The organism is Roseateles sp. (assembly GCF_039595595.1).
Taxonomy (GTDB): domain Bacteria; phylum Pseudomonadota; class Gammaproteobacteria; order Burkholderiales; family Burkholderiaceae_C; genus Roseateles.
The window spans coordinates 372,507-389,750 of sequence record NZ_JBCNLG010000003.1 but is presented as its reverse complement, the minus strand read 5'-3'; the positions used below and the strand labels follow the sequence as shown (position 1 = coordinate 389,750).

General features: G+C 67.1%; 17 protein-coding genes and 1 tRNA gene. All 18 read left to right on the top strand.

The features are described from left to right. Positions 1 to 28: 28 nt before the first annotated feature. Entirely contained in the window at positions 29 to 367 is a 339-nt protein-coding gene (gene fdx / locus ABDW61_RS06905; RefSeq protein WP_279759358.1) for an ISC system 2Fe-2S type ferredoxin, read from the top strand. Positions 368 to 374: 7 nt separating this feature from the next. Continuing rightward, a complete protein-coding gene (tsaD, locus tag ABDW61_RS06900; RefSeq protein WP_343637519.1) occupies positions 375 to 1,433 on the top strand; it encodes a tRNA (adenosine(37)-N6)-threonylcarbamoyltransferase complex transferase subunit TsaD in 1,059 nt (352 codons plus the stop codon). A gap of 53 nt (positions 1,434 to 1,486) precedes the next feature. Beyond that, on the top strand, positions 1,487 to 2,755 hold the full coding sequence (locus tag ABDW61_RS06895) for a branched-chain amino acid ABC transporter substrate-binding protein (protein ID WP_343637597.1): 1,269 nt from the start codon (positions 1,487 to 1,489) through the stop codon (positions 2,753 to 2,755). Positions 2,756 to 2,939: 184 nt separating this feature from the next. Beyond that, entirely contained in the window at positions 2,940 to 3,209 is a 270-nt protein-coding gene (gene rpsO / locus ABDW61_RS06890; RefSeq protein ID WP_343637517.1) for a 30S ribosomal protein S15, read from the top strand. Between the two features lie 288 nt (positions 3,210 to 3,497). After that, a complete protein-coding gene (pnp, locus tag ABDW61_RS06885) occupies positions 3,498 to 5,636 on the top strand; it encodes a polyribonucleotide nucleotidyltransferase (RefSeq protein ID WP_343637515.1) in 2,139 nt (712 codons plus the stop codon). 28 nt (positions 5,637 to 5,664) lie between these two features. Beyond that, a complete protein-coding gene (locus tag ABDW61_RS06880) occupies positions 5,665 to 6,651 on the top strand; it encodes an NAD(P)H-quinone oxidoreductase (RefSeq protein WP_343637513.1) in 987 nt (328 codons plus the stop codon). A gap of 48 nt (positions 6,652 to 6,699) precedes the next feature. Continuing rightward, positions 6,700 to 7,440, top strand: coding sequence for a triose-phosphate isomerase (gene tpiA / locus ABDW61_RS06875; protein WP_343637511.1), 741 nt, complete (start codon positions 6,700 to 6,702; stop codon positions 7,438 to 7,440). Positions 7,441 to 7,474: 34 nt separating this feature from the next. Then, on the top strand, positions 7,475 to 7,867 hold the full coding sequence (secG, locus tag ABDW61_RS06870) for a preprotein translocase subunit SecG (protein ID WP_343637509.1): 393 nt from the start codon (positions 7,475 to 7,477) through the stop codon (positions 7,865 to 7,867). Positions 7,868 to 8,001: 134 nt separating this feature from the next. Continuing rightward, positions 8,002 to 8,086: transfer RNA gene (locus ABDW61_RS06865), tRNA-Leu, on the top strand. A gap of 292 nt (positions 8,087 to 8,378) precedes the next feature. Beyond that, complete coding sequence (locus ABDW61_RS06860) at positions 8,379 to 8,738, top strand: NADH-quinone oxidoreductase subunit A (protein WP_343637507.1); 360 nt, start codon at positions 8,379 to 8,381, stop codon at positions 8,736 to 8,738. 172 nt (positions 8,739 to 8,910) lie between these two features. Next, entirely contained in the window at positions 8,911 to 9,387 is a 477-nt protein-coding gene (locus tag ABDW61_RS06855; protein WP_067067101.1) for an NADH-quinone oxidoreductase subunit B, read from the top strand. A gap of 20 nt (positions 9,388 to 9,407) precedes the next feature. After that, a complete protein-coding gene (locus ABDW61_RS06850) occupies positions 9,408 to 10,004 on the top strand; it encodes an NADH-quinone oxidoreductase subunit C (RefSeq protein WP_343637505.1) in 597 nt (198 codons plus the stop codon). 2 nt (positions 10,005 to 10,006) lie between these two features. Next, the gene (locus tag ABDW61_RS06845; RefSeq protein ID WP_147241145.1) at positions 10,007 to 11,263 is read left to right on the top strand and encodes an NADH-quinone oxidoreductase subunit D; all 1,257 of its coding nucleotides are present in this window, start codon (positions 10,007 to 10,009) and stop codon (positions 11,261 to 11,263) included. A gap of 11 nt (positions 11,264 to 11,274) precedes the next feature. Beyond that, positions 11,275 to 11,790 carry an NAD(P)H-dependent oxidoreductase subunit E gene (locus ABDW61_RS06840; RefSeq protein ID WP_183491153.1) on the top strand — a complete coding sequence of 172 codons (516 nt, stop codon included), beginning with the start codon at positions 11,275 to 11,277 and terminating at the stop codon, positions 11,788 to 11,790. A 12-nt stretch (positions 11,791 to 11,802) separates the two neighbouring features. Further along, positions 11,803 to 13,200, top strand: a complete 1,398-nt coding sequence (nuoF, locus tag ABDW61_RS06835; RefSeq protein ID WP_343637502.1) for an NADH-quinone oxidoreductase subunit NuoF — start codon at positions 11,803 to 11,805, stop codon at positions 13,198 to 13,200. Positions 13,201 to 13,221: 21 nt separating this feature from the next. Beyond that, positions 13,222 to 15,576: an NADH-quinone oxidoreductase subunit NuoG gene (gene nuoG, locus ABDW61_RS06830; protein ID WP_343637500.1), complete on the top strand. Its 2,355-nt coding sequence runs from the start codon at positions 13,222 to 13,224 to the stop codon at positions 15,574 to 15,576. A 13-nt stretch (positions 15,577 to 15,589) separates the two neighbouring features. After that, positions 15,590 to 16,684, top strand: coding sequence for an NADH-quinone oxidoreductase subunit NuoH (nuoH, locus tag ABDW61_RS06825; RefSeq protein ID WP_343637498.1), 1,095 nt, complete (start codon positions 15,590 to 15,592; stop codon positions 16,682 to 16,684). Between the two features lie 15 nt (positions 16,685 to 16,699). Further along, the gene (gene nuoI, locus ABDW61_RS06820; RefSeq protein ID WP_343637497.1) at positions 16,700 to 17,182 is read left to right on the top strand and encodes an NADH-quinone oxidoreductase subunit NuoI; all 483 of its coding nucleotides are present in this window, start codon (positions 16,700 to 16,702) and stop codon (positions 17,180 to 17,182) included. Positions 17,183 to 17,244 lie beyond the last annotated feature (62 nt).

Below are 17,244 nucleotides of genomic sequence, written 5' to 3'. Positions count from 1 at the left end.
GCCCCGCCGCCAGCTTCAAGGACATCCCATGCCCGTCATCAAGATCCTTCCCCATCCCGAGTACGCCCCCGAGGGCAAGACGCTGTCGGCCCCGTCCGGCACCACGATCTGCGAGGCGCTGCTGGACAACGGCGTCGAGATCGAGCACGCCTGCGACCAGGTCTGCGCCTGCACCACCTGCCACGTGATCGTGCGCGAGGGTTTCGCCTCGCTGTCCGAGATGGAGGAGAACGAGGAGGACATGCTGGACCGCGCCTGGGGCCTGGAGCCCAACTCGCGCCTGTCCTGCCAGGCCATCCTGTCCAACACCGACGTGACGGTCGAGATTCCCAAGTACTCGATCAACCACGCCAAGGAAAATCACTGAGGTCGCGATGCGGGTCCTCGGCATCGAATCCTCCTGCGATGAAACCGGCGTGGCGCTGGTCGACGCGTCCGGCGACGGCGTGCCGCGGCTGCTCGCGCATGCGCTGCACAGCCAGATCTCGATGCACCAGGCCTATGGCGGCGTGGTGCCCGAACTGGCCTCGCGCGACCACATCCGCCGCGTGCTGCCGCTGACCCGCGAGGTGCTCGCCGGCGCGGGGCTGTCGCTGGCCGACGTCGATGTCGTCGCCTACACGCAGGGACCCGGGCTGGCTGGCGCGCTGCTGGTCGGCGCGGGCGTGGCGGCGTCGCTGGGTGCGGCGCTGGACCGGCCGGTGATGGGCATCCATCACCTCGAAGGGCATCTGCTGTCGCCGTTCCTCTCCGAGGATCCGCCGGAGTTCCCTTTTGTCGCGCTGCTCGTCTCGGGCGGGCACACGCAGTTGATGCGCGTGGACGACGTCGGCAGCTACGAGCTGCTCGGCGAGACCATCGACGACGCAGCCGGCGAGGCATTCGACAAATCGGCCAAGCTGCTCGGCCTGCCGTACCCCGGCGGCCCGCATCTGTCGAGGCTGGCGGAGCAGGGCGATCCCGAGGCGTTTGCGCTGCCGCGTCCGCTGCTGCACAGCGGCAAGCCCGACTTCAGCTTCGCGGGCCTGAAGACGGCGGTGCTGACGCAGGTCCGCAAGCTCGAGGCGCAGGCCGGGGGAGTGACGCAGCAGCAGCGCGCGGATCTCGCCGCTTCCACGCAGGCGGCGATCGTCGAGGTGCTGCTCAAGAAGGCCCTGCTCGCGCTGAAGGAGACGGGACTGAAGCGGCTGGTCGTCGCGGGCGGCGTCGGCGCCAACAAGCGCCTGCGCGAGCAGCTGAACGCGGTCTGCGAGAAGCGCCGCGTCCGCGTCCACTATCCCGAGCTGCATCTGTGCACCGACAACGGCGCGATGATCGCGCTCGCCGCCGCGCTGCGGCTGCAGCGCGACATGGCGACGCTCACGCGTGGCGGCGGCTTCGAGGTCAAGCCGCGCTGGGATCTGTCGCAACTCGCCGGTCCTGCGCAGCTGTGATCCGCCGGACGAGGAGGGCGGTGGCCTTCGGGGGCGCCGCGATGGCCGTGGCGATGTCCATGGCGATTTCAGCCCTGGCGGCCGCGCCGGGGCTGTCATCGGCGGCCATGGCCCAGACCCGGGCGCCGATCCGCCTCGCGCTGATCGAAGGTCTGTCCGGCCCGCTCGGCAATGGCGGCGAGGCGGTGTTCCGCAACCTGGTCTGGGCGACCGAACGCGTCAATGCGCGCGGCGGCGTCAAGCTCCCTGGCGGCGCGCGGCCGCTCGAGCTGGTGCGCTTGGACAGCAAGGGCTCGGTGGAGGAGTCGCTGTCGCTGCTTCGCGCCGCGACCGACCAGTCCATCCCCTTCGTGCTGCAGGGCAACAGCTCGGCGGTGGCCAGTGCGCTGATCGCGGCGCTCGACAAGCACAACGCCCGCGAGCCGGCGCGCCGCGCGCTGTTCCTCAACTACGCCGCCGTCGATCCCGCGCTCACCGGCGCGCGGTGCAGCTTCTGGCATTTCCGCTTCGACGCCCACACCGACATGCGGCTCGCCGCGCTGATCGAGGTGATGGCGCAGGATCGCGCGCTCAAGCGGGTCTACCTGATCGGCCAGGACTACAGCTTCGGCCAGCACCTGCGCGAGCAGGCGAGGGCGATGCTCGCCCGGCGCCGGCCGGATCTGGACATCGTCGGGGACGAGCTGCATCCGCTGGGCCGCGTGAAGGACTTCCTGCCGTATGCCACCAAGATCCGCGCCAGCGGCGCGCAGGCCGTGCTCACCGGCAACTGGGGCAACGACCTCACGCTGCTGATCAAGGCGGCCCGCGACATCGGTCTGGAGGCGCGCTTCTACACCTTCTATGGCAATGCGCTGGGCGTGCCGGGCGTGCTCGGCGAGGCGGGCGTCGACCGCGTGCTGGCGGTGGCCGAATGGCATCCGAATGTCGGCAATGCCGATTCCGAGCGCTTCTACGCCGCCTTCCGCCAGCGCTTCCCCAGGCCGGAGCACGACTACCTGCATGCGCGGATGCAACTGATGGTGGAGATGCTGGTGGCGGCCATCGAGAAGGCGGGCCGCGTGGAGCCGGGGGCGGTCGCGCTGGCGCTGGAGGGCTTGAGGCTCGACGGGCGGCCGCTGGGGGTCGCGCATCAGGGCTGGATGCGGCCGTCGGACCATCAATTGCAGCAGCCGCTGTACGTCAGCGTCATGCGCCGCGCGGGCGAGGCCGGCGTGCCGCACGACAACGAGGGCTCCGGCTACGGTTTCCGGACCTTGCGCTTCCTCGATGCCCCCCAGGCGGAGCAGCCCGCCAGCTGCCGGATGACGCGCCCTTCCTGAAAAGTTCAGCGCTGCGCTATACTGCGCGGCTGTCCTGGCGGGTCACCTGCCGGGGCGATTAGCACGGCACGGGTCGGTTTCACCTGTGACCGCAAGTCCAACCTCGGAAACCGTCTGCGCACTCGATGCCTTCCTGGGCCATGCCGGCGGACCTTCCGAATTCATCCGGAACAAGGATCGCAACATGTCCAGCTTCGACCAGAACAAGGCCGAGATCGTCAAGGCCAACGCCCGCAGCGCCAACGACACCGGCTCCCCCGAAGTCCAAGTCGCCCTGCTGACGGCGCGCATCAACGAGCTGACCCCCCACTTCAAGCTGCACGCCAAGGACCACCACGGCCGCCGCGGCCTGCTGAAGATGGTCAACCAGCGCAAGAGCCTGCTGGCCTACCTGAAGAACAAGGACGCCGACCGCTACACCGCCCTGATCCAGAAGCTGGGTCTGCGCAAGTAATCGGCGCATGAAGACAAAGAGCCTGATTGGTCTGATTCCAACAGGCTCTTTGTCGTTTCTGAACGCCGCCCGCGGGGTGTCCCTCAGGCGGCGGATCCACCGGTCGACTCGCCGGTGAACTGAACAATCGGAGTCGGGCTGACGTGGCGCTGCTGTGTCATTCCAATGCGCTTGCCGGCAGGGGCCGGGCAAGCAGGCGCTCTGGAATGGCATCCCGCCAAACCCAGCTTCACTCCCGGTTCCGCGCCGCACCGCGAGCGGCGCATCCATGAACTGAGGAGAACTCGAATGAGCATGTTCAACAAGGTCACCAAGACCTTCCAATGGGGTCAGCATCAGGTCGTGATGGAGACGGGCGAGATCGCCCGTCAATCCACCGGCGCCGTGCTGGTGAACATCGAGGACACCGTGGTGCTGGCGACCGTCGTCGCCAAGTCGGCCCCCAAGGCCGGCCAGGACTTCTTCCCGCTGACCGTCGACTACATCGAGAAGACCTACGCCGCCGGCAAGATCCCCGGCAGTTTCTTCAAGCGTGAAGGCCGTCCGAGCGAGCTCGAGACCCTGACCTCGCGCCTGATCGACCGCCCGATCCGCCCGCTGTTCCCGGAAGGCTTCTTCAACGAAGTCCAGGTCGTCATCCACACCGTCTCGCTGAACCCGGAAGTCCAGGCCGACATCGCCGCGATGATCGCCACGAGCGCCGCGCTGGCGATCTCGGGCATCCCGTTCAACGGCCCGATCGGCGCCGCGCGCGTGGGCTATGTCAACGGCGAGTACGTGCTGAACCCGGGCAAGACCCAACTGATCGACTCGAAGCTGGACCTGGTGGTCGCCGGCACCGAAGCCGCCGTGCTGATGGTCGAGTCGGAAGCCGACCAGCTGAGCGAAGACATCATGCTGGGCGCCGTCACCTACGGCCACGACCAGGGCAAGATCGCGATCGCCGCGATCAACGAGCTGGTCCGTGAAGCCGGCAAGCCGTCCTGGAACTGGACCGCCCCGGCCAAGGATGAGAGCTTCATCGCCAAGGTCACCGCGCTGGCCGAGGAAGAGCTGCGCGCCGCCTACCAGATCCGCTCCAAGCAGGCCCGCACCGAGGCTTGCCGCACTGCCTACGCCAAGGTCAAGGACGCCCTGACCGCGGAAGGCGTCGCCTTCGACGGCGTGGAAGTCGACGGCCTGCTGTTCGAGATCGAAGCCCGCATCGTGCGTGGCCAGATCCTGGCTGGCGAGCCGCGCATCGACGGCCGCGACACCCGCACCGTCCGCGCCATCGAGATCCGCAACAGCGTGCTGCCGCGCGCTCACGGCTCGGCGCTGTTCACCCGCGGCGAGACGCAGGCGCTGGTCGCCGCGACGCTGGGCACCGACCGCGATGCGCAAGTCATCGACGCGCTGGCCGGCGAGTACTCCGAGCGCTTCATGCTGCACTACAACATGCCCCCGTTCGCCACCGGCGAGACCGGCCGCGTGGGCAGCCCCAAGCGCCGCGAGATCGGCCACGGCCGCCTGGCCAAGCGCGCGCTGGTCGCGGTGCTGCCGAACAAGGAAGACTTCCCGTACTCGATCCGCGTGGTGTCGGAGATCACCGAGTCCAACGGCTCGTCGTCGATGGCCTCGGTCTGCGGCGGCTGCCTGTCGCTGCTGGACGCCGGCGTGCCGCTGAAGGCGCACGTCGCGGGTATCGCCATGGGCCTGATCAAGGACGGCAACCGCTTCGCCGTGCTGACCGACATCCTGGGCGATGAGGATCACCTGGGCGACATGGACTTCAAGGTGGCCGGCACGACCTCGGGCATCACCGCGCTGCAGATGGACATCAAGATCCAGGGCATCACCAAGGAGATCATGCAGGTCGCCCTGGCGCAGGCCAAGGAAGCGCGTCTGCACATCCTGGAGAAGATGGTCGACGCGATGGGATCGGCCAACGCCGAGATCTCGCAGTTCGCGCCCCGCCTGTACACGATGAAGATCAATCCGGAGAAGATCCGTGACGTGATCGGCAAGGGCGGCGCGACCATCCGCGCGCTGACCGAAGAGACCGGCACGCAGATCGACATCGCCGAGGACGGCACCATCACCATCGCCTCGACCGATGGCGACAAGGCCGAGCTGGCCAAGAAGCGCATCGAGCAGATCACCGCCGAAGCGGAGATCGGCAAGGTCTACGAAGGCCCGGTCACCAAGATCCTGGACTTCGGCGCGCTGGTCAACATCCTGCCCGGCAAGGACGGGCTGCTGCACATCAGCCAGATCGCGCACCAGCGCGTCGAGAAGGTCACCGACTTCCTGAGCGAAGGTCAGATCGTCAAGGTCAAGGTGCTCGAGACCGACGAGAAGGGCCGCATCAAGCTGTCGCTGAAGGCGCTGCTGGACCGCGACGCGGCCCCGGCCGCTCCTCACCACGGCGAAGGCTCGGCCGAGTAATCGGCCCCGCCGCACCGCGCGTCACGTCATGAAGGCGATCGCCATCACCCAGCCCGGCGGACCCGAGGTCCTGCATCTGGTCGAGCGCGCTGACCCCGTCGCCGGGGCTGGCGAGTGCCTGATCCGCGTGCAGGCCTACGGCATCAACCGGCCGGACGTGCTGCAGCGCAAGGGCGCGTACCCGCCACCGGCGGGTGCCAGCGATCTGCCGGGTCTGGAAGTCGCCGGGACCATCGCGTCCGGCGACGCCCAGGCGCTGGCGGCCGCCGGCCTGAAGGTCGGCGATGCGGTCTGCGCGCTGGTCGCGGGCGGTGGCTACGCCGAACTGTGCGTGGCGCCGGTGGTCCAATGCCTGCCGGTTCCGAAGGGCTGGAGCATGGCCGAGGCCGCCAGCCTGCCGGAGACCTTCTTCACCGTCTGGAGCAATGTCTTCGAGCGCGCCCGCCTGCAGCCCGGTGAAAGTCTGCTGGTGCATGGCGGCAGCAGCGGCATTGGCGTGACGGCGATCCAGATCGCCAAGGCGCTGGGCTCGACGGTGCTGGTCACGGTGGGCAATGCGGACAAGGCCAAGGCCTGTCTGGCGCTCGGCGCCGACGTCGCGATCAACTATCGCGAGCAGGACTTCGTCGAAGAGGCGAAGGCCGCGACGGGCGGTCGCGGCGTCGACGTGATCCTGGACATGGTGGCGGGTGGCTACGTCGCCCGCAACGTGCAGTGCCTGGCCGACGACGGCCGTGCCGTGATCATCGCGGTGCAGGGCGGCGTGAAGGCCGAGTTCGACGCGGGGCAGGTCTTGCGCCGCCGGCTGACGATCACGGGCTCCACCCTGCGTCCGCGTCCGGTCGAGTTCAAGGCGGGGATCGCCCGCGCGCTGCGCGAGCGCGTGTGGCCGCTGCTCGAGGCCCGTGCCATCGTGCCGGTGATCCATCGCCAATTGCCCGCGTCGGACGCCGCCGCGGCGCATGTGCTGATGGAGTCGGGCGAGCATGTCGGCAAGATCGTGCTCACGTGGTGAGCCCCGAGCGTCCCCACAAGGATTTTCGGTTTCAAGGGAGTTGATCTGATGCGCAAGAAACTGGTGGTCGGCAACTGGAAGATGCATGGCAGCCGTGCAGCCAACGCCGTGCTGCTGGCGGGCCTGAAGGAAGCTGGCCCGTGGAACGCCCAGGTCGCCGTGTGCGTCCCGTTCCCGTACATCACGGAGACGGCGCTCGCGCTGACCGGCACGCAGGTCGCGTACGGCGCGCAGGACTGCTCGGCGCACGAGCAGGGCGCGTTCACCGGCGAGGTGTCCTCGGCGATGCTGGCCGACATCGGCTGCCGTTATGCGATCGTCGGCCACTCGGAGCGCCGCGCCTACCACGCTGAGAGCGACCAGCTCGTCGCCGACAAGGCCAAGGCGGCGCTGGCGCATGGCGTCACGCCGATCGTCTGCGTCGGCGAGACGCTGGCCGAGCGCGAGTCCGGCCGTACCGAAGAGGTCGTCAAGCGTCAGTTGGCAGCGGTGATCCACACGCTGACGCATTGCATCGGCGAGATCGTCGTCGCGTATGAGCCGGTGTGGGCGATCGGCACCGGCCTGACGGCCACGCCGGAGCAGGCGCAGCAAGTGCATGCCTTGCTCCGCCAGCAATTGCGCGCGGCCACGCAGAAGGCCGATCAGATGCAGATCCTGTATGGCGGCAGCGTCAAGCCCGACAACGCCCCACAACTGTTTGCGCAGCCCGACATCGATGGCGGCCTCATCGGAGGCGCCGCGCTGAAGGCGGCCGATTTCGCGGCGATCTGCCGCGCTGCCGGTTGAAGTCCGGCGTTCAAGGTTCCTGGAGAAAAAAGCAATGCAAGTGATGATGAATCTGGTGCTGGTGCTGCAGCTGCTCGCGGCCCTGGCGATGATCGGCCTGGTGCTGGTGCAGCATGGCAAGGGCGCGGACATGGGCGCCTCGTTCGGCAGCGGGGCCTCGGGCTCGCTGTTCGGTGCGACCGGCAGCGCCAACTTCCTGTCGCGCTCGACCGCGGTCGCGGCGACGATCTTCTTCGTGTCGACGCTGGCGCTGGCCTACATGGGCAGCCATCGCGACGGCGGCTTCAATGCTGGCCCGTCGGCGGGCGAGCAACTGCTGGAGCGCGCGGCGCAGCCGGCCTCGACGGCCTCCGCCGCCGTGCTGCCGGGCGCCTCGATCGCACCCCAAGCGGCGCCGTCGGCGGCTGCTTCCGCGGCGTCCAACTGACAGACGTGGGCGGCAAGCGCCAGCAGTTGAATAAAATTGCCTTGGTTTCCTTTCGGACCCCAGAAAGCTGTATAGAATTCGAGGCTGTCTGAAACGCGAGCCGTCAAGACAAGGTCACTGAAGGGTGACAACAAGCCGACGTGGTGAAATTGGTAGACACGCTATCTTGAGGGGGTAGTGGCGAAAGCTGTGCGAGTTCGAGTCTCGCCGTCGGCACCAAAATAAATCGGCCTGCCATGGTCTTCGCGATCTAGCCGGAAAGCCGGATCAAGAGTGATCAAGCAGGTCGAGGGACTCAGGAAATCTCCACGCGATACACGTGTGCGATTCTCCGGAGGACAAGGCGGGCGCGGTCCGTGAGCGATTGGATAATCGCTGGCGGCGCGCCCGTTGCTTTTGCCGAATCGTTGGTCGGCCTCAGGTCCGCCAATCATCGGTGACACGTCGGGAATTGGTTTTGCCGCGCCCAGTCGGCATATCTCGAATCCCGGCATCAAAACGAGAGCAAGCCGTGAGCCTGGAACAATACCTGCCCGTCATCCTTTTCATCCTGGTCGGTTGCGGAGTGGGTATCGCCCCGCAAGTGCTGGGCTTCCTGGCGGGCCCGCGTCGCCCTGACGCGGCGAAGAACAGCCCCTACGAATGCGGCTTCGAGGCCTTCGAGGACGCGCGCATGAAGTTCGACGTGCGCTACTACCTCGTCGCCATCCTCTTCATCCTCTTCGATCTGGAAATCGCCTTCCTGTTCCCGTGGGCGGTCTCGCTGCGCGAGATCGGCGCCCCCGGCTTCTGGGCGATGATGATCTTCCTGGGCATCCTGGTCGTGGGCTTCGCCTACGAGTGGAAGAAGGGTGCGCTCGACTGGGAGTGAGCGCCCGGTGACGGACTCCCGGCCGCGAGGCCGGAGCCGTGAATGCATCAGGACACGGCGCCCGTTTCGGGCGCGTGTCCGTTAGGGAAGGGCGAGTCGTCAAGAGGACGTCAAGCGATGTCCGCAGGATCGAAACCCTTCTCCGCTGATCTCGAAAGATTGGAAATTCGATATGGGTAACGAAGGCGTTTTGAAGGAAGGCTTCATGACCACCCAGCTGGACAAGCTGGTGAACTGGTCCAAGACCGGCTCGTTGTGGCCGATGACCTTCGGTCTCGCCTGCTGCGCGGTGGAGATGATGCACGCGGGCGCCGCGCGCTACGACATCGACCGCTTCGGCATGCTGTTCCGTCCGAGCCCGCGCCAGTCCGACCTGATGATCGTGGCCGGCACGCTGTGCAACAAGATGGCGCCCGCCCTGCGCAAGGTCTACGACCAGATGGCCGAGCCGCGTTGGGTGCTGTCGATGGGCAGCTGCGCCAACGGCGGCGGCTACTATCACTACAGCTATTCGGTGGTGCGGGGCTGTGACCGCATCGTCCCGGTCGACGTCTATGTCCCGGGCTGTCCGCCGACCGCCGAGGCGCTGCTCTACGGCATCCTGCAGCTGCAGGCCAAGATCCGTCGCGAGAACACCATCGCTCGCTGAGCAGAAGCAGGCTGACTCCCATGACCATGAAACTCGACACCCTGCAGGCGGCGCTGCACTCCGTGCTCGGCGAGCAGATCGTCGCGCTCAAGCGCGAGCTGGGCGAAATCACGATCACCGTCGCGGCCAAGGACTACTTCAACGTCGCCAAGCTGCTGCGCGATCACTCGGAGCTGCGCTTCGAGCAGTTGATCGACCTGTGCGGCGTGGACTACTCGACCTACAAGGACGGCGCCTACGACGGCGCGCGCTTCGCGGTGGTCTCGCACCTGCTGTCGATCAACAAGAACTGGCGCCTGCGCGTCAAGGTCTTCGCGCCTGACGACGATTTCCCGTCGGTGGCCGCGGTGACGCCGATCTGGAACGCCGCCAACTGGTTCGAGCGCGAGGCCTTCGACCTGTACGGGATCATCTTCGAGGGTCATGAGGACCTTCGTCGCATCCTGACCGACTACGGTTTCATCGGCCACCCGATGCGCAAGGACTTCCCGGTGACGGGCCATGTCGAGATGCGCTACGACCCCGAGCAGAAGCGCGTGATCTACCAGCCGGTCACGATCGAGCCGCGCGAGATCACCCCGCGCGTGATTCGCGAAGACAACTACGGGGGCCTGTGAGCATGCCAGCCGAAATCAAGAACTACACCCTGAACTTCGGTCCCCAGCACCCGGCCGCGCACGGGGTGCTGCGCCTGGTGCTCGAGCTGGACGGTGAGGTGATCCAGCGCGCCGACCCGCACATCGGCCTGCTGCACCGCGCCACCGAGAAGCTGGCCGAGTCCAAGACCTTCATCCAGTCGCTGCCCTACATGGACCGTCTCGACTACGTGTCGATGATGGCCAACGAGCATGCCTACTGCCTGGCCATCGAGAAGATGCTGGGCCTGGAGGTCCCCGAGCGCGCGCAGTACATCCGCGTGATGTTCGCGGAGCTCACCCGCATCCTGAACCACCTGCTCTGGCTGGGCGCGCACGGCATCGACTGCGGCGCGATGAACATCCTCATCTACTGCTTCCGCGAGCGTGAGGACATCTTCGACATGTACGAGGCGGTGTCGGGTGCGCGCATGCATGCGGCCTACTTCCGTCCGGGTGGCGTGTACCGCGACCTGCCGGATTCGATGCCGCAGTACAAGGTCAGCAAGATCAAGAACCAGAAGGCGATCGACAAGCTCAACGAGAACCGTCAGGGCTCGCTGCTCGATTTCATCGAGGACTTCTGCAACCGCTTCCCGGCCAACGTCGACGACTACGAGACGCTGCTGACCGACAACCGCATCTGGAAGCAGCGCACGGTGGGCATCGGCGTCGTGTCGCCGGAGCGCGCGCTGAACCTGGGCCTGACCGGCCCGATGCTGCGCGGCTCGGGCATCGCCTGGGACACCCGCAAGACCCAGCCCTACGACGTGTACGGCCGCATGGACTTCGACATCCCGGTCGGCACCAACGGCGACACCTACGACCGCTACTGCGTGCGGGTCGAGGAGATGCGCCAGTCCAACCGCATCGTGCAGCAGTGCGTGAAGTGGCTCAAGGCCAATCCGGGTCCGGTCATCACCGACAACCACAAGGTGGCGCCTCCCAGCCGCGTGGCGATGAAGACCAGCATGGAAGAGCTGATCCACCACTTCAAGCTGTTCACCGAAGGCTTCCGCGTCCCCGAGGGCGAGGCCTACGCCTCGGTCGAGCATCCGAAGGGCGAGTTCGGCATCTACATCGTCAGCGACGGCGCCAACAAGCCGTACCGGCTGAAGATCCGCGCGCCGGGCTATTCGCACCTGGCCGCGCTGGACGAGATGGCGCGGGGCCACATGATTGCCGACGCCGTGGCCGTGATCGGCACGATGGACATCGTGTTCGGTGAAATTGACCGTTGAGTGGTGAAGCGATGAGCAGCACTGAATTTGTCTTGAGCGACGCGACCAAGTCGCGCTTCGCGCGCGAAGTCGCCAAGTACCCGGCGGAGCAGGCGCAATCGGCCGTGATGGCCTGCCTGTCGATCGTCCAGCAGGAGCAGGGCTACGTGTCCCGCGAGGCCGAGGATGCGATCGCGGACTACCTGGGCATGCCGGCGATCGCCGTCTACGAGGTCACGACCTTCTACAACATGTACAACCAGCGCAAGCTGGGGGCGTTCAAGCTCAACGTCTGCACGAATCTTCCGTGCCAGCTGCGCGACGGCCAGAAGGCGCTGGACCACCTGTGCGCGAAGCTGGGCGTCGAGGCCGGCGGCACGACCGCCGACGGCGTCTTCACCGTGCAGCAGAGCGAGTGCCTGGGCGCCTGCGCCGACTCGCCGGTGATGCTGGTCAACGACCGCCAGATGCTGAGCTTCATGAGCGCCGAACGGCTGGACGAGCTGGTGGACGCGCTCAGAGCCCACCATGCGGCCAACAAGAACTGAGGGACCTGGACGATGACCAACATCGCGAACATCGACCTCTCGAAGTGGCAGGCCACCGGCAAGGAAACCTGCTTCCACGACCGCAACATCACCCCGCAGATCTACGCGGGCCTCGATGGCAAGAACTGGTCGCTGAAGGACTATGAAGCGCGCGGCGGCTACCAGGCGCTGCGCAAGATCCTGGCCCAGGGCGAAGGGCAGGGCATGACCTCGGATCAGGTCATCGCCGAAGTGAAGGCCTCGGGCCTGCGCGGCCGCGGCGGCGCCGGCTTCCCGACCGGCCTGAAGTGGAGCTTCATGCCGCGCCAATTTCCGGGTGCGAAATATCTCGTCTGCAACAGCGACGAAGGCGAGCCGGGCACCTGCAAGGACCGCGACATCCTCATGTACAACCCGCACATCGTCATCGAAGGGATGGCGATCGCGGCGTACGCGATGGGGATCAAGGTCGGCTACAACTACATCCACGGCGAGATCTTCGAGGTCTACGAGCGCTTCGAGGCGGCCCTGGAAGAGGCCCGCGCGGCCGGCCTGCTGGGCGACAACATCCTGGGCAGCGGCTTCAGCTTCCAGCTGCATGCGCACCACGGCTTCGGCGCCTACATCTGCGGCGAGGAAACCGCGCTGCTCGAATCGCTGGAAGGCAAGAAGGGCCAGCCGCGCTTCAAGCCGCCGTTCCCGGCCTCGTTCGGCCTGTATGGCAAGCCCACGACGATCAACAACACCGAGACCTTCGCCGCGGTCCCCTGGATCATCCGCAACGGCGGCCAGGCCTATCTCGAAGTGGGCAAGCCCAACAACGGCGGCACCAAGATCTTCTCGATCTCGGGCGACGTCGAGCGTCCGGGCAACTACGAGATCCCGCTGGGCACCTCGTTCGAGAAGCTGCTCGAGCTCGCCGGCGGCGTGCGCGGCGGCCGCAAGCTCAAGGCGGTGATCCCGGGCGGCTCGTCGGCCCCGGTGCTGCCGGCCGACATCATGATGCAGTGCACGATGGACTATGACTCCATCGCCAAGGCCGGCTCGATGCTGGGCTCGGGCGCCGTCATCGTGATGGACGAGACCCGCTGCATGGTCAACAGCCTGCTGCGCCTGTCCTACTTCTACGCGCACGAGTCCTGCGGCCAGTGCACCCCCTGCCGCGAGGGCACGGGCTGGATGCACCGCGTGATCGAGCGCATCGCCCACGGCAAGGGCCGCGTCGAGGACATCGACCTGCTGAACTCCGTGGCCGACAACATCCAGGGCCGCACCATCTGCGCGCTGGGCGATGCCGCCGCGATGCCGGTGCGCGCGATGCTCAAGCACTTCAAGGGCGAGTTCATCGCGATGATCGAACAGGCCCAGCAGAACAAGGCGCCCGCCGCGTCGTCCCCGTCCGCCACGGCGAAGTCGCCGGCGCACGCCTGATCGGAGCCGCTGAGAAGAACTATGGTTGAAATCGAACTCGACGGCCAGAAGGTCGAAGTGCCCGAAGGCAGCATGGTGATGCATGCCGCCGAGAAGGCCGGGACGTACATCCCGCACTTCTGCTACCACAAGAAGCTGAGCATCGCGGCCAACTGCCGCATGTGCCTGGTCGACGTGGAGAAGGCGCCCAAGCCGCTGCCCGCCTGCGCGACCCCGGTCACGCAGGGCATGATCGTGCGCACCAAGAGCGAGAAAGCCATCAAGGCCCAGCAGGGCGTGATGGAGTTCCTGCTGATCAATCACCCGCTGGACTGCCCGATCTGCGACCAGGGCGGCGAATGCCAGCTGCAGGATCTGGCCGTCGGCTACGGCGCAGGCTCCTCGCGCTACACCGAAGAGAAGCGCGTGGTGTTCCACAAGAACGTCGGCCCGCTGATCTCGATGGAGGAGATGAGCCGCTGCATCCACTGCACGCGCTGCGTGCGCTTCGGCCAGGAGATCTCCGGCGTGATGGAGCTGGGCATGGCGCACCGCGGCGAGCACAGCGAGATCCAGACCTTCGTCGGCCGCACCGTGGACTCGGAGCTGTCGGGCAACATGATCGACATCTGCCCGGTCGGCGCGCTGACGAGCAAGCCCTTCCGCTACAGCGCCCGCACCTGGGAGCTGTCGCGCCGCAAGAGCGTCAGCCCGCACGATTCGACCGGCGCCAACCTGATCGTCCAGGTCAAGAACAACGAAGTGCTGCGCGTCGTCCCGCTGGAGAACGAGGCCGTCAACGAGTGCTGGATCGCCGACCGCGACCGCTTCTCGTATGAGGCGCTGAACAGCGACGAACGCCTGACCACGCCGATGCTCAAGCAGGGCGGCGAGTGGAAGCCGGTGGACTGGACCACGGCGCTCGAGTACGTCGCCAACGGCCTGAAGCAGATCAAGACCGAGAAGGGCGGCGGGTCCATCGCGGCGCTGGGCTCGGAGCACAGCACCGTGGAAGAGCTGCACCTGCTGGCGCAGCTGGTGCGCGGCCTGGGCAGCGAGAACATCGACACGCGCCTGCGCGTGGTCGATCCGGCGCTGCGCGCGGGTGAAGGCAAGGCCTTCTGGCTGGGCACCTCGATCGCGTCGCTGTCGGCGCTGGATCGCGCCTTCGTCGTCGGCTCGTCGCTGCGCAAGGACCACCCGCTGTTCGCGCAGCGCCTGCGCCAGGCGGCCCGCCGCGGCGCGCAGATCGTCGCGCTGGGCGGCTCGGTCGAGGACTGGAAGATGACGGTCGCTTCGACGCTCGTCGCCGCGCCGTCGGCCTGGGCGAACGAGCTGGCCAACGTCGCCGCCGCGATCGCCTCGGCCAAGGGCGTGAGCGCCCCGGCCCAGGCGGGCCAAGGTCAGGCCACCGACGCCGCCAAGGCGATCGCCGGCGCGCTGCTGTCGGGCGAGCGCAAGGCCGTGCTGCTGGGCAATGCCGCGATCCAGCATCCGCAGGCCGCGACGCTGCTGTCGCTGGCGAACTGGATCGGCGAGCAGACCGGCGCCAGCGTCGGCGTGCTGTCGGCCGCGGCGAACACCGTCGGCGCCCAACTGGTGAAGGCCCAGCCGGGGCAGGGCGGCCGTTCGGCGGCGCAACTGCTGAACGACCAGCCGGCCAAGGCGCTGCTGCTGCTGAACACCGACCCGGTGCTGGATGGCCCCAACGCCGCCGCCGCCGCCAAGGCCGTCAACGCGGCCGAAATGGTCGTCGTGCTGAGCCCGTTCAAGACCGGTCCGGTGGTCGAGTTCGCCGACGTGCTGCTGCCCACGGCCCCGTTCACCGAGACCTCGGGCAGCTTCGTCAACGCGGAAGGCCGCCTGCAGAGCTTCGTCGGCGTGGCCAAGGCCCGTGGCGAAACCCGTCCGGGCTGGAAGATCCTGCGCGTGCTGGGCAACCTGCTGGGCCTGCAGGGCTTCGAGTTCGACAGCTCCGAGCAGGTCCGCGCCGCGGCGCTGGGCTCCGAGCTGGACCTGACGAACCGGCTGTCCAACGGCATGTCGGCGCAGTCCGCGGCGCTTGCTCCGGTGCAAGGCCTGGAGCGCCTGACGACGGTGCCGATCTACGCGACCGACGCGCTGGTGCGCCGCGCCACCTCGCTGCAACTGACCCGCGACGGCCGTGACGCGGCCATCGCCTCGCTGCCGCAAGCGCTGTGGACCAGCCTCGGTCTGGCCGAGAGCGGCAACGGACGCGGCGCGCAGGTGCGCGTGACCCAGGACGGCGGCGAGGCCGTGCTGGCCGCGCAACTGGACGCATCGCTGCCCGCGAACGTGGTGCGCATCCCCGCCGGCGTCCTCGAGACCGCCGCGCTGGGCGCCCTGACCGGCGCGATCGCCGTGACGAAGGCCTGAGGACGAGACGACGATGGAAAACTTCTACAACGCCGGCGCCTCGGCGCTGGGCATGCTGTGGCCGGTGATCTGGAGCCTGCTCAAGATCATCGCCGTGCTGCTGCCGCTGCTGGGTTGCGTCGCCTACCTGACGCTGTGGGAACGCAAGGCCATCGGCTGGTCGCAGATCCGTCCGGGTCCGAACCGTGTCGGTCCGATGGGCCTGCTGACCCCGATCGCCGACGCCGTGAAGCTGATCTTCAAGGAGATCATCGTCCCGAGCGCCGCGAACAAGAGCCTGTTCTTCCTCGGCCCGATCATGACGATCATGCCGGCGCTGGCCGCCTGGGCGGTCGTGCCCTTCGGTCCGGGCGCCGCGATCGCCGACGTCAACGCCGGCCTGCTGTTCCTGATGGCCATCACCTCGCTGGAGGTCTACGGCGTGATCATCGCGGGCTGGGCGTCGAACTCGAAGTACGCCTTCCTGGGCGCGCTGCGCGCCTCCGCCCAGATGGTGTCCTACGAGATCGCGATGGGCTTCTGCCTGGTCGTGGTGCTGATGGTCACCGGCTCGATGAACGTCAGCGCCATCGTGACGAGCCAGGAGAAAGGCCTGTTCGCGTCGCACGGCGTGAACCTGCTGTCGTGGAACTGGCTGCCGCTGCTCCCGATCTTCCTGGTGTATTTCATCTCCGGCCTGGCCGAGACCAACCGCCATCCGTTCGACGTCGTCGAAGGCGAATCGGAAATCGTCGCTGGCCACATGATCGAGTACTCGGGCATGTCCTTCGCGATGTTCTTCCTGGCCGAGTACGCCAACATGATCCTGGTGTCGGCGCTGGCGGTGCTGATGTTCCTGGGCGGCTGGTCGGCCCCGGTGTCGTGGTCGCTGCTGGGCATGGAGACGCCGCACTTCTTCCAGCAGACGATGGCCTTCTGGAACTGGTTCTGGCTGTTCGCCAAGACCTTCTTCGTCGTGACCTGCTTCCTGTGGGTGCGCGCGACCTTCCCGCGCTATCGCTATGACCAGATCATGCGTCTGGGCTGGAAGATCTTCATTCCGGTCACCCTGGTGTGGCTCGTCGTGGTGGGTCTGTGGATCCAGTCGCCGTTCAACATCTGGAAGTAATCCGAGGTATCTGCTGTGATCAAGGACCTAGTCAAGAGCTTCATGCTCACCGAGCTGCTGAAGGGCATGGCCCTGACGGGCCGGCATTTCCTCTCGAAGAACATCACGGTGCAGTTCCCGGAAGAGAAGACGCCGCTGTCTCCTCGCTTCCGCGGCCTGCACGCGCTGCGCCGGTATGAGAACGGCGAGGAGCGCTGCATCGCCTGCAAGCTGTGCGAGGCCGTGTGCCCCGCCATGGCGATCACGATCGAGTCCGACGTGCGCGCCGACGGCTCGCGCCGCACCACGCGCTACGACATCGACCTGACCAAGTGCATCTTCTGCGGCTTCTGCGAGGAGAGCTGCCCGGTCGACTCGATCGTCGAGACCGAGATCTTCGAGTACCACGGCGAAAAGCGGGGCGACCTGTACTTCACCAAGGACATGCTCCTGGCGGTCGGCGACCGCTACGAGAAGCAGATTGCCGCTAGCAAGGAGGCCGACGCCAAGTACCGCTGACCGGCCTGGCGGTTCCAGCTCCCCGCGCTCGCGCCGGGGGAGGGGATCGCGGCCGGCGGCCT

Bases quoted from the DNA above. Each gene is read 5' to 3' on its own strand.
- fdx (WP_279759358.1), top strand. From the start codon at position 29: ATGCCCGTCATCAAGATCCTTCCCCATCCCGAGTACGCCCCCGAGGGC.
- tsaD (WP_343637519.1), top strand. From the start codon at position 375: ATGCGGGTCCTCGGCATCGAATCCTCCTGCGATGAAACCGGCGTGGCG.
- ABDW61_RS06895 (WP_343637597.1), top strand. From the start codon at position 1,487: ATGTCCATGGCGATTTCAGCCCTGGCGGCCGCGCCGGGGCTGTCATCG.
- rpsO (WP_343637517.1), top strand. From the start codon at position 2,940: ATGTCCAGCTTCGACCAGAACAAGGCCGAGATCGTCAAGGCCAACGCC.
- pnp (WP_343637515.1), top strand. From the start codon at position 3,498: ATGAGCATGTTCAACAAGGTCACCAAGACCTTCCAATGGGGTCAGCAT.
- ABDW61_RS06880 (WP_343637513.1), top strand. From the start codon at position 5,665: ATGAAGGCGATCGCCATCACCCAGCCCGGCGGACCCGAGGTCCTGCAT.
- tpiA (WP_343637511.1), top strand. From the start codon at position 6,700: ATGCGCAAGAAACTGGTGGTCGGCAACTGGAAGATGCATGGCAGCCGT.
- secG (WP_343637509.1), top strand. From the start codon at position 7,475: ATGCAAGTGATGATGAATCTGGTGCTGGTGCTGCAGCTGCTCGCGGCC.
- ABDW61_RS06855 (WP_067067101.1), top strand. From the start codon at position 8,911: ATGGGTAACGAAGGCGTTTTGAAGGAAGGCTTCATGACCACCCAGCTG.
- ABDW61_RS06850 (WP_343637505.1), top strand. From the start codon at position 9,408: ATGACCATGAAACTCGACACCCTGCAGGCGGCGCTGCACTCCGTGCTC.
- ABDW61_RS06845 (WP_147241145.1), top strand. From the start codon at position 10,007: ATGCCAGCCGAAATCAAGAACTACACCCTGAACTTCGGTCCCCAGCAC.
- ABDW61_RS06840 (WP_183491153.1), top strand. From the start codon at position 11,275: ATGAGCAGCACTGAATTTGTCTTGAGCGACGCGACCAAGTCGCGCTTC.
- nuoF (WP_343637502.1), top strand. From the start codon at position 11,803: ATGACCAACATCGCGAACATCGACCTCTCGAAGTGGCAGGCCACCGGC.
- nuoG (WP_343637500.1), top strand. From the start codon at position 13,222: ATGGTTGAAATCGAACTCGACGGCCAGAAGGTCGAAGTGCCCGAAGGC.
- nuoH (WP_343637498.1), top strand. From the start codon at position 15,590: ATGGAAAACTTCTACAACGCCGGCGCCTCGGCGCTGGGCATGCTGTGG.